Source organism: Alistipes sp. CHKCI003, assembly GCF_900021155.1.
Classification (GTDB): domain Bacteria; phylum Bacteroidota; class Bacteroidia; order Bacteroidales; family Rikenellaceae; genus Alistipes; species Alistipes excrementavium.
Genome location: NZ_FCNT01000095.1, coordinates 1 through 12,467 on the forward strand (window position 1 = coordinate 1; position 12,467 = coordinate 12,467).

The 12,467-nt window shown below is 62.2% G+C and carries 6 protein-coding genes; 2 read left to right on the top strand and 4 right to left on the bottom strand.

Annotated features, from left to right (window positions below):
• Positions 1-700 precede the first annotated feature (700 nt).
• A complete protein-coding gene (locus tag BN3659_RS11640) occupies positions 701-1,219 on the top strand; it encodes a uracil-DNA glycosylase family protein (RefSeq protein WP_091537164.1) in 519 nt (172 codons plus the stop codon).
• 137 nt (positions 1,220-1,356) lie between these two features.
• Positions 1,357-3,990: a DNA mismatch repair protein MutS gene (mutS, locus tag BN3659_RS11645; protein ID WP_171847765.1), complete on the top strand. Its 2,634-nt coding sequence runs from the start codon at positions 1,357-1,359 to the stop codon at positions 3,988-3,990.
• 1,559 nt (positions 3,991-5,549) lie between these two features.
• Here mutS and BN3659_RS12960 read toward each other — a convergent pair.
• The 4 genes from BN3659_RS12960 to BN3659_RS11680 form a co-directional block, all read right to left on the bottom strand.
• Positions 5,550-5,810: a hypothetical protein gene (locus tag BN3659_RS12960; RefSeq protein ID WP_141682584.1), complete on the bottom strand. Its 261-nt coding sequence runs from the start codon at positions 5,808-5,810 to the stop codon at positions 5,550-5,552.
• Between the two features lie 1,419 nt (positions 5,811-7,229).
• The gene (udk, locus tag BN3659_RS11665) at positions 7,230-7,850 is read right to left on the bottom strand and encodes a uridine kinase (protein ID WP_091537158.1); all 621 of its coding nucleotides are present in this window, start codon (positions 7,848-7,850) and stop codon (positions 7,230-7,232) included.
• An 86-nt stretch (positions 7,851-7,936) separates the two neighbouring features.
• Positions 7,937-9,898: a DNA topoisomerase (ATP-hydrolyzing) subunit B gene (gene gyrB / locus BN3659_RS11670; RefSeq protein WP_091537159.1), complete on the bottom strand. Its 1,962-nt coding sequence runs from the start codon at positions 9,896-9,898 to the stop codon at positions 7,937-7,939.
• 1,571 nt (positions 9,899-11,469) lie between these two features.
• Positions 11,470-12,210: a cell division ATP-binding protein FtsE gene (locus BN3659_RS11680; RefSeq protein ID WP_091537162.1), complete on the bottom strand. Its 741-nt coding sequence runs from the start codon at positions 12,208-12,210 to the stop codon at positions 11,470-11,472.
• Between the last annotated feature and the right edge of the window lie 257 nt (positions 12,211-12,467).

Sequence of the window (12,467 nt, forward strand, 5' to 3'; positions counted from 1 at the left end):
CCGAACTGCGGGCTGCACGCAGTTCGCCGGGGCGCCCCTCTCCGCCCCGGGACACAGTTTTCGAGGGCCCGTGCGCCGTGCCGTCTCTTCCCGTTCGGCCCGCCGGGGCGGGGAAAAGACATTCGATGTTTTCGTTGAATCCGCGCACTCCCTCCTTGTCCTAATTTGCCGGGAGGGTCGAAGATACGAATGCCGAAAAGCCGCCTCGTTCGCTGGGCCGACCGCGGACGGGGTTCCCGCAGGTGCGGGAGTGTCTGTCGCTCGCCGGACCGGAAACCGTGCGGGCTCGGCCGGGAGGAGCAGCCCCCCCCCGGAAATATTTTTTCGGCAATGCGGATGCGGGACGGACCGATGCCGCCCCGGCGGTTGTCGAAGCGGAAAATAATAAGATGATACGAACCACCGAAATACAAACGGATCAATGAACGATTTCCCAAAAAACGATTCCGATTTCAGCGTAAATCCCGTGCCGGACGGGGCGACGCCCTCTGGCGGCAAGGACGCTGTCCGATGCGAGGGGAGCGGCCGGCTCGACGCACAGGGTGCGTCCGGCCGGATCCGCACTGCCGGGCGGACGGATGCCCTGTGCCGCGAAAAAGATTCCGTTCCGGCGGCGGAAAGCGGTGCGCACGAGGGTGCGGTTCCGCCGAGCGAACAGCACCCGCTCGAACCGTTTCTGCCTGCCGGTGCGCGGTTGCTGATGCTGGGCAGCTTCCCGCCGCAGCGCAAGCGATGGAGCATGGATTTTTTCTACCCGAACCTTCAGAACGACATGTGGCGGATCGTGGGGTGGGTCTTTTTCGGAGACAAGGCCCGCTTCCTCGACCCGTCGGGCCGTCGGTTCGACCGGGATCGGATCGCAGCTTTCTGCGCCTCCAAAGGAATTGCGCTCTACGACACGGCCGTCAAAGTCATCCGACTGAAAGACAATGCCTCCGACAATTTTCTTCAAGTGGTGCGTGAGGTCGACCTCGCGGCTCTGCTCGCTCGCATTCCCGCCTGCCGTGCGATCGTTACGACGGGCCAGAAGGCCACCGATACGCTGCGGGCCGTCGCGGGCTGCGGCGAACCGCCCGTCGGCGGAAGCGTGGAGTTCCGCTACGCGGGCCGCACCATGCGGCTCTACCGCATGCCCTCCTCGTCGCGGGCCTATCCGCGACCGGTCGAGTGGAAGGCCGGGTTCTACCGCGCCATGTTTGCCGAAACGGTCGGAATATAGTGCTTTATGCAAAAAAAAATTGTCGGATCGGGACGCTCGGATCGTCCTAAATTCTTATCTTTGTCGTACGAACTATACAATAAAATATTATTTTGCCAGAGCATAAAATAGATAAGAAATACGTGGAGACCCCGCTCATGAAGCAGTACTATGCCATCAAGGCGGTGCATCCCGATGCGATCCTGTTGTTCCGCGTGGGCGACTTCTACGAAACCTTCGGCGACGACGCCATCAAGGCGAGCGGCATTCTGGGCATCACGCTCACGCGCCGCGCCAACGGTTCGGCCACCTATGTCGAACTGGCCGGATTTCCCTACCACGCCATCGACACCTACCTTCCCAAGCTGGTGCGGGCGGGCGAGCGTGTGGCGATCTGCGAGCAGCTCGAAGACCCCAAGCTGGTCAAGGGACTGGTCAGGCGGGGCGTGATCGAGCTGGTAACGCCGGGAGTGGTGCTGGGCGATAACATCCTCGCCAACAAGGAGAACACCTACCTTGCGTCGGTCTATTTCGGCCGCCGGAATACGGGCGTCTCCTTCCTCGATATTTCGACCGGCGAGTTCTACGTGGCCGAGGGGTCCGACGCCTATGTCGACAAGCTCATTTCCAATCTGCAACCCAAGGAGATCATCTACCAGCGCGGCTGCGAAGACCGTTTCAGCGACGCTTTCGGCCCCAAGCACTACACCTACCGGCTGGACGAGTGGGTCTTCGCCGAGGAGGTCAACCGCGAGAAGCTCTGCAAACAGTTCGGCACCCGGTCGCTCAAGGGCTTCGGCGTCGACCATCTGTCGAGCGGCATCTCCGCGGCCGGTGCGATCCTCTACTACCTCGAATTCACCGAGCACCGCCGGACGGGGCATATCGCGTCGATTTCGCGTCTCGACCAGAACGACTGCGTGTGGGTCGACAAATTCACGATCCGCAATCTCGAACTCTTCTCGTCGAACGGCTCCGCGGGTCAGGGCGGCTTCGCGGCCGTGATCGACCGGACGCTGACGCCGATGGGCGGACGGCTCCTGAAACGCTGGATCGCCATGCCGTTGCTGGACCCTGCGCGGATCGGGCGGCGTCTCGATGTGGTCGAACGCTTCACGCAGGACCTCGATCTGGCCGACGCCGTGCGCGAGCAGGTGGCCATGGTGGGGGATCTGGAGCGGATCGGTTCGCGGATCGCCGCCGCGCGCGTTACGCCCCGCGAACTGGTGCAGCTGAAAAATTCGCTCACGGCCGTCGAGACGCTCAAGGCGCTCCTCGAATCGACGGACGACGACCGCCTGCACGAACTGGCGTCGCGGATCGACGTGCTCTCCGCCGTCCGCGACCGCATCGCGCGGGAGGTCTACCCCGATCCGCTGAACAACCAGATCCAGAAGGGCGGGGTGATCGCCGACGGCGTGGATGCCGAGCTGGACGACCTGCGCCGCATCGCGCTGCACGGCAAGGACGTGTTGTCGCAGATCCAGCAGCGCGAGAGCGAACTGACGGGAATCCCCTCGCTCAAAATCAGTTACAACAACGTTTTCGGCTACTACATCGAAGTCCGCAACGCCCACAGGGACAAGGTGCCCGAAACGTGGATCCGCAAGCAGACGTTGGCCAACGCCGAGCGCTACATCACGGCCGAACTCAAGGAGTACGAGGATAAGATTCTCGGCGCCGAGGAGAAAATGCTCGTCATCGAGCAGCGCATTTACAACGATCTGATGCAGTACGTCGCGGCATCGCTTCCCGTGCTGCTGCGCGATGCGGCGTCGGTGGCGCGCATCGACTGCCTGCAATCGTTTGCCCGCATCGCCTGCGAGCGCCGCTACGTGCGCCCCGTGCTCGACGAGGGGCGGCGGATCGAGATCCGGCAGGGGCGCCACCCCGTGATCGAGACGACGCTGCCCGTGGGCGAGGAGTACATCCCCAACGACGTGGTGCTCGACGACACGGAGCAACAGATCATGATGATTACGGGGCCCAACATGTCGGGTAAGTCGGCCCTGCTGCGGCAGACGGCCCTCATCATCCTCATGGCGCAGATGGGGTCGTTCGTGCCCGCGCAGTCGGCCCGTATCGGCGTGGTGGACAAGATCTTCACCCGTGTCGGCGCTTCGGACAACATTTCGCAGGGCGAGTCGACCTTCATGGTCGAGATGCTCGAATCGGCCAGCATTCTCAACAACATTTCCGACCGCAGCATCGTGCTGCTCGACGAGATCGGCCGCGGCACGAGCACCTACGACGGCATATCGATCGCGTGGGCCATGGTCGAATACCTCCACAACCACCCCTCGGCCCGCGCCAAGACGCTCTTCGCCACCCACTACCACGAACTCAACGAGATGGAGCAGATGTGCCCGCGCGTGAAAAACTACCATGTGAGCGTCAAGGAGGTGGACAATACGATCGTCTTCCTGCGCAAGCTCGAACGGGGCGGCACCGAACATTCGTTCGGCATCCACGTGGCCCGCATGGCCGGCATGCCTCCGTCGATCGTCTCCCGTGCGAAGGAGATCCTGCGCAACCTCGAACTGGTCTACGGCAGCAGCGAGATCGTGCCCAGCCGCAGCCCCAAGGATCGGAGCCGCAGGAGTTCGCACTCGGTGAAGGAGGCGGTCGAGGCGGCGGATCGGACACAGGGCATGCAGCTCTCGATGTTCCAGTTGGACGATCCCGTGCTCGTGCAGATCCGCGATCAGATCCGGGGGCTCGACATCGACTCGCTGACGCCGATCGAGGCCCTGAACAAGCTCAACGAAATCAAGAAAATCACCGGGATATGAACCTGAAGACGCCTCTCTTGTTCGTATCCTCGCTCCGTTGCGCGCACGGCGCAGCGCAGTCGTCGTAAAAGTCGCCGAACGCCTCCGCCGCGAGTGCGGCTTCGTCGGCTCGTTCGCCGATTCGCCGTCAGTCGTCGGACGGGCCGTTTCGGCGAACGATCCCCTTGCGTTGAAATACGGCCATGCGGACCGTAAGGGCCGGATCGTCGTCCCGCTGCCATTCGGTTCGCGGACGACTTCGGCCCACGGGACCGCCGCGCGGGCCGGACGTCCGGCGGCGTCCTGAAATACGGGCTCTTCGACCGCCTCGGACGGCTGTCCGCCGCCTGCGCGTGGACCGGAGTGCGGACCATGCGCGAAGGCGTGGCCGCCGTCCGGCCCGCGCGGCTCCGGGAGAACCCGTTCGCCCGTCGATTCGCCGGGCGAGCTGCGCGAGACGGACTTCGTCTGCTGCGGCGGTTTCCACGAAGGTCCCGCCTTTGCCGGCCGGGGGGCGGCTGCCCGGGGAGGATCCCTTTAGGGCCCGTCCGGTCTGCCGTTTCCGGGGGGCGGGATTCGTCGACCCGACGGATGCCGCGGCCATCGCTTTCGATTACGACGATGCGCAGGGTTTCGGCGCGCACGGTAGGGCTCCGTCCGGCGGAAAAGATGCCCGCGGCGACGTGAAGCGGGGATCGACCGCGAGGGGTAGCCCGTCGTCCCGTTCGCTTACAGCGGCATACCCCCTTTCCGGCAGCAGACGGGCCCTCGTGAGCCGTATCGTCCGGAGCCGGTGTCTCTTCGGACATATCGACCGTTTCGGACAGGAGCTCTTCCCTTGCCGATGCGACTGTGCCAAGTGTTTCATCCATGCGAACGCATGGACCGGCATGGCGGACGAAAAGGACGATCGCGCTTACGTGTCGGTCGGCATCGGCGGACGGCCGAAACTCGACCGCGAAGTCTTCGATCCCGAGAGGAATCCGCTGACGGGCCGTGCCGTCGCCTCTCTGCCCGATGAAACGGGCCGTATGCGGTACGGACTGCCGGACAACGAGGACCGTATCGCGTCCTGCCGTTTCGGTTCGAGACGATCTGTATTTATCCGCAGCGCGATACGGCGACGGGCGAATACATCGCGGGCGGACTGCCGGATCCTTTCGATCTGCGGAAGAGGCCGCAGCTCGCGCCGGTCCCGGCGAACGAAAACGATGCGACCGTTGAAGACGGCACCTCTGCCTCGGAGCGAGGCGGGGCGGGGTAGGGGACGAATACGGAAGGCGCCCCGTCGCTTTGCGGCAGTTTGTCGCCGTCCTTGCGTCGGAGCGCACTCCGCTCTGCCGGAGCGCTCCGGCAGCCGGCAGCGACCGAAAATATTTCCACCGCTCTCGTGAGGTCGAAAAATATCCGATCGCCGCTCGTAACGTGAACGAGGACGGGGGCCCGATCTTCTCTGTCGCGCACCGAGGAAACCGCCGGATAGGGGAGGGGGCTTTCGTCCGGCGAACGATAGACGCCGCATGGATACACGGCGATGAACATGGATCGTCAACCGCTTCAGAGGCGTGCGGTGCACTGTTTCATGTCGTTTCGAGGGCAGCCTCTGCATCGGCACCCGGTCTTTTCGAGTCTGCGGACATTTGCCTCCGGCGGCCGCCGCCGGAAACCCCGTTGCCGAAATTTTGAACCGCCCCCCGTTCGGCACAACCCGGACCTATATTCGCAAAAACCAAAAGTTCATTACGTAAAAACCAGATGCGCAAAAATCTCGCTTGATTTCGGAAAAACGAGATGCGTAAAAAAATCACACACGCATTCCCGATAATGATAAAAAGAATCATCCGACATATTAAAAGCGCATGAACGACCGCTTCCGAATGCCGCACACACACTTTCCGGGGCATCCGACACTTCGAAGTAGGGGTAACCCATTGTACATGCGTGTATTATATATATGTATAGAATGCCGTGTCGTGGTCATACCCCCCCCCGCGAATCCGCTCAAAACGGCCGAAAACGGAGGGATTTCGACCCATACCCCCGGACAAATGCCGCAAAAACTGCCTCAAAAATGACCATCTAAATGACCATCTAATACGTCTTTTTCGTTTTTGTAGGCTTGATGTGATGACCATCTAAACGATCATCTAAATGACCATCTAACCCGAGAAATAAGCCCCGCCGACAGAGTTGCTAACGGAGTTTTTGAAGACTGTTTTCGGGCGGCTTGAACACTCGTTTGAACGGTTGGACGATCACTCGTCGTGAGGAAGCTCGACGATGCGACAAACCCCGCCGTAATCGCTGTTTTGCTGGCGTACAGCGAGGTTTCTTGCATTCTGGAATAGGTTATTGGCGGACGGATTTCGAACAATTTTAAGGGTTCTTTCGGCCGATGTCGCATTTTCGGTTTGAACACCCCGTTCAAATAAGGTCCGATGTTTTATTGATGTTCGAATAAAGTCGCAAATCGTTTGAAAGCCTCATATTAAGGGAATCTCCTGTAACTTATTGCAACATAATCTATTTGACTGTTTTTCTCTCTTCCTGCTTTTGACGCATATCGTTTTTACCCCCGTAGACCGGGTCCGGCGTTCTGCATGCGCGGTTTGCTGAAATCCCGCTCCCGTTCGCGGCGTATCTTCCGTCATACTCCGCGAGCGACGTGCGCCGCAGCATCCTTGGCGGCGACGTTCCGCATTTCTCGGTCGCTTTCCCCTCCTTGCCTCGGCACGACCCGAACCGGGTCCGGCGTTCTGCATGCGCGGTTGGCTGAAATCCCCTCCTGTTCGCAGCGTATCTTCCGTCTTATTCCACGAGCGACATGCGCCGCAGCATCCTTGGCGGCGACGTTCCGCATTTCTCGGTCGCTTTCCCCTCCTTGCCTCGGCACGACCCGAACCGGGTCCGGCGTTCTGCATGCGCGGTTTGCTGAAATCCCGCTCCCGTTCGCGGCGTATCTTCCGTCATACTCCGCGAGCGACGTGCGCCGCAGCATCCTTGGCGGCGACGTTCCGCATTTCTCGGTCCCTTCCCCTCCTCGCCTCGGCACGGCACACGGCCCGGGTCCGGCGTTGCGAACGTCAGCCGCTCCCGCACCTGCGGAAACCCGGTATGCAAATCCGCGGAAAAGTCCGATCCGGACAGCCCGGACCGACGGTTTCGAGCTCCTTTCCCCGTTACCCGGCCATTGACCTGAACGAAATCGGTGCGGGCCTTTCCGCGCAACCGCCCTCCGGACGGAGCGAAACGCTCGCGCGCTACTTTCCGTCGATCAACGACCGGATGTTCTGGATGAGCATCGACACCGCCACGGAGTTGAATCCCCCTTCGGGAATGATGACGTCGGCGTATTTTTTCGAAGGCTCCACGAACTCTTCGTGCATGGGTTTCACCGTATTGAGATATTGCGTGATGACCGATTGCATGGTGCGGCCGCGCTCGCACACGTCGCGCACGATGCGGCGGGCGAGCCGCACGTCGGCATCCGTGTCCACGTAGACCTTGATGTCCATCAGATCGCGCAGCTCCTTGTTTTCGAAGATCAGGATACCGTCCACGATGATGACGCGCGAAGGCTTCACCTGCACGGTTTCGTCCATGCGGTCGTGCTCCACGAACGAATAGACGGGGCGGGCGATTGCGACGCGCTCTTTCAGCGCTTTGATGTGATCGACGAGCATCTGCGTGTCGAATGCCTGCGGATGGTCGTAGTTCAGTCGGGTCCGCTCCTCGTAGGTCAGCTCGGGGTGGGCCTTGTAGTAATAGTCGTGGCACAGCGTTACCACGTCGTCGCCCTCGAAAGCCTCCTGCAAGCGCTTGACGAGCGTCGATTTGCCCGATCCGGTTCCGCCTGCGACACCGATTACCGTTACGTCCATAATTTCTCCGGTTTGCTTGGGTTGTGATACGGAACGAAGGACCGCTTCCTCCTCTCGGCCGGAAAACGATCCTTCGTCCGGAAAATCTATGCGTCGATATTCGCGTAATGCGCGTTTTTCTCGATGAACTCGCGGCGGGGCGGCACGTCGTCGCCCATGAGCATCGAGAAGATGCGGTCGGCTTCGGCCGCATTGTCGATCGACACCTGCTTCAGGATGCGCGTGTCGGGATTCATGGTCGTCTCCCAGAGCTGATGGGCGTTCATCTCGCCCAGACCTTTGTAGCGCTGCACGTGCAGTCCCTTGCCTCCCCACTCTTCGGTGATGGCGTCGCGCTCCTTGTCGGTCCAGCAGTAGCGCTCCTGCTTGCCTTTCTTGACCAGATAGAGGGGCGGGGTAGCCAGATAGACGTGGCCGTTCTCGATGAGCTCCTTCATCTTGCGGAAGAAGAACGTGAGCATCAGCGTGGCGATGTGGCTGCCGTCGACATCGGCATCGGTCATGATGATGATCTTGTTGTAGCGGAGCTTTTCGAGGTTCAGCGCCTTGCTGTCCTCCTCGGTGCCGATCGTAACGCCGAGGGCCGTGAACATGTTCTTGATCTCCTCGTTCTCCCACATGCGGTGCTCCTGCGCCTTCTCGATGTTCAGGATCTTGCCGCGCAGCGGCATAATGGCTTGGAAGTTGCGGTCGCGGCCCGACTTGGCCGTGCCGCCTGCCGAGTCGCCCTCCACGAAGAAGATCTCGGCGATCGAACGGTCGCGGCTCGTGCAGTCGGCCAGTTTGCCGGGCAGTCCGGCGCCCGAGAGCACGGTCTTGCGCTGCACCAGTTCGCGGGCATGGCGGGCCGCATGGCGGGCCGTCGCCGCGAGGATCACCTTCTGCACCACGGCCCGGGCGTCCTTGGGATTCTCCTCCAGATATTGTCCGAGTGCCGCCGAGAGCGCCTGATCCACCGCTGCGGCCACCTCGTCGTTGCCGAGCTTGGTCTTGGTCTGTCCCTCGAACTGCGGCTCGGCCACCTTGACCGACACCACGGCCGTGAGGCCCTCGCGGAAGTCGTCGCCGTTGATGTCGAACTTGAGCTTTGCGAGCATGCCCGAGTCGTCGGCGTATTTCTTGAGCGTGCGGGTCAGCGCCCGGCGGAATCCCGTGAGATGCGTGCCGCCCTCGATGGTGTTGATGTTGTTGACATAGGAGTGTACGTTCTCCGAGTAGGAGTCGTTGTACTGCATGGCCACCTCCACCGGCACGCCGTTTTTCTCGGTATCGAGGTAGATGATCGAGTCGATGATCGGCGTCCCGCGCGTGGCGTCGAGGTAGCGCACGAACTCCTTGAGCCCCTCCTCCGAGTAGAACCGCTCCGTGCGGCATTCGCCCGTTTCGTCCTTCTGGCGCCGGTCCGTGAGGCTGAGGTGTATGCCCTTGTTCAGAAACGCCAGCTCGCGCAGACGGTTGGCCAGAATGTCGTACTTGTATTCGGTCGTGTGGGTGAAGATTTCGCCGTCGGGCTTGAACGTTACGGTCGTACCGCGGTCCGAGCATTCGCCTACGACCTCCACCGCCGACGTGGGCGCTCCCTTGCAGTAGGTCTGCCGGTAGATCTTGCCTTCGCGGTGCACCTCGGCGATGAGAAGGGTCGAGAGCGCATTGACGCACGAGACGCCCACGCCGTGCAGACCGCCCGAGACCTTGTAACTGCCCTTGTCGAACTTGCCGCCCGCGTGCAATACGGTGAGCACCACTTCGAGCGCCGACTTGCCCTCTTTCTCGTGGAAGTCGGTCGGGATGCCGCGGCCGTTGTCGCGCACGGAGATCGAGTTGTCCTCGTTGATCGTTACGTCGATATGCGTGCAGTAGCCTGCGAGCGCTTCGTCGATCGAGTTGTCCACGACCTCGTAGACGAGGTGGTGGAGTCCCTTTTCGCCGATGTCGCCGATATACATGGCCGGACGTTTGCGCACCGCTTCGAGCCCTTCCAGCACTTGGATATTGGATGCGGAGTACTCTTCGTCCCGCTTCTTTACGTTTTCTTCTGTACTACTCATTGGTCCTGATTAAATATCGTACAAATATAGGGATTTTCCCCGAAAAAAACAAATGCCGCCTCCTCGGAACGCTTTTTTCCGAAGGGCTGAAAACGTCCGGCTTCCCGTCGCGGCGGCGCCCCTGCTGCGTCCGTTTCGGGGCCCGCCTTCTCCGTAAGCGTTCGGCGCGTTTCGGATGTTTCCGCTTCTCGGCGATTTGCGTGCGAAATGCGGATCGCGTCCGGTATCGCCGGATACGTTCTGCGTTTCTCGGTGGCCTTTGCGTCCCGGCACATCGCGTGCGAGGTCCGAAGACGCGCCCACCTTCTCCGGAAGCCTTCGTCGCGTTTCGGATGTTTCCGCTTCTCGGCGCATTGCGTGCGAAATGCGGGTCGCATTCGGTATCGCCGGATACGTTCTGCGCTTCCCGGTAGCCTTTTCGTCCCGGCACATCGCGTGCGAGGTCCGAAGACGCGCCCGCCTTCTCCGGAAGCGTTCGGCGTGTTTCGGATGTTTCCGTTTCTCGGCGCATTGCGTGCAAGGCGCGGATCGCGTCCGGTATCGCCGGATACGTTCTGCGCTTCCCGGTAGCCTTTTTGTCCCGGCGCATCGCGTGCGAGGTCCGAAGACGCGCCCGCCTTCTCCGGAAGCGTTCGGCGCGTTTCGGATGTTTTTCGCTCCTCGGCGCATTGCGTGCGAAATGCGGATCGCATTCGGTTTCGCCGGAGACGCTGCTCTCCGTCCGGCCGTTTCCCGGGAAGTCCGATATCGCCCCTCCTCCGATGTCGGCCGTTCGGCGCCGCCCCACTGCGGCGGAGTGCACCCGCCCGAGATTCGGGCCGGTCCCGCCGCCGGCGCCGATCCGCGGCTTCCGCTCCCTGCGGCGGCACGCAAAAATCCGTCCTGTGCAGGGCGATTTTCCGCTCGGCACGCTTCGAATCCCGTTCGGCACGGCGCTCGGCCGCACCGCTAACGCAACCTGTTTCCGTCGGGAGCGAAATAGATATATGTCCGACGATGACATCTTCCCCTTCTCTCCTCTGCGGTCCTTTCGGACCGTGCAGCCCGCCGCCGTCCGGGGCTCCGTGTCTTCGCGCCTTCGGAGCAGGCGGCGCTTCCCCCCCCCTCTCTGTTCCCCGAGCTTGTTTCCCGCCGCCGGGGAAAGCGTGAAAAATCCGAGATGCAGACGCCCGGATGCAGTCGCGGTCGACGACACGGAGCTCCTGTGCTGTGGCGGCCCGGATATTCGCGCAAGGCACGGCGACACCTGTCCGCAACGAAACCCCGCGAACGGACGTCCGTCCCGCACGGCGGCCTGCTTCCGGCTTGGGGGGGGGCGACGGGAAAGACGAGTAATGCGATGATTCGATTCTCGAAGGTGGAGATTGTTTGCGCCCCCTCCCTCCTTGCCGCGCCTGCCTTCGCGGTGCGGTCCGTTCGCGCCCCTTGCGGCGGAGTGCGCTTCGCCCGCACCGGCAGCCGGCGCCGCACCGCTCCCGGACTGCGGGAAAGAGGCGAAGATGCCGCATGGAGCGTCGGAGGTCGGGTCCGGGAGTGTCGTCGGCCGCATCCGGATCGGCGGCTGCCGGCCGTTATTCCGCCAGCTGGGCCGCGAGATTCATTTCGCGCACGCGGCCCTTGGCGAAGAGCAGAGCCCGGGCCGGGAACTGTTCGATGAGCGAGGTGTTGTGCGTGGACATCACCACGGCGCAGCCGCGCTGCGCGATCTGCTGGAAGAGCCGCATGATCCCTTCGGCCGTAACGGGGTCGAGGTTGCCCGTCGGCTCGTCGGCCAGCAGCAGCTTGGGATCGTTCAGCAGCGCACGTGCGATCACCAGACGTTGCTGTTCGCCGCCCGAGAGTTCGAACGGCATCTTGTAGCTCTTGTTCTGCAACTCGACCACCCGCAGCACTTCGTCGATGCGGCGGCGGATTTCGCCCTCGTTTTTCCACCCCGTCGCCTTCATCACGTAGTAGAGGTTCATGAAGACGTTGCGGTCGGTGAGGAGCTGATAGTCCTGAAAGACGATCCCGAGCTTGCGCCGCAAATAGGGGATGTCCTTCCGGCGGAGGCTGCGCAGGTCGAATCCGGCCACTTCGCCTTCGCCCGTAACGAGCCGGTTCTCGGCGTAGAGCGTCTTGAGCAGCGTGCTTTTGCCGCTGCCGACGCGGCCGATCAGATAGACGAATTCGCCTCGGGCCACTTCGAAGTCTATGTCTGCGAGGACCATCTCGCCGCGTTCGGCGAGTTTGCGGGGCGAACAGGAGCCGAACGGGTTGTCGGCGTGGTAGATGGCGGCGTTGCGCAGCCGGACGACGATTTGCTTCTCCATTTGAGGTTGCATCAGAACTAAGATCCGGACAAAGATACGAAATTCCGGCGATAAAACGCGCATATGCCCGCGGAATTGTTGCCGGCTCCGGAGCCCGCCCGGCCGCGGTTCCGGCCCGGGGCCCGTTCCAGCTCCGCCGGGCGGGTCCCGCACGCAGCCTCCCCGCGCACGTTCCGCCGGATGCCGCATGCATTTTCCGCCGCCGGCGCCGATCCGCGAAATGTCTTCCGCCCCCCCCTCTTCGCCCTGCCCCGAGA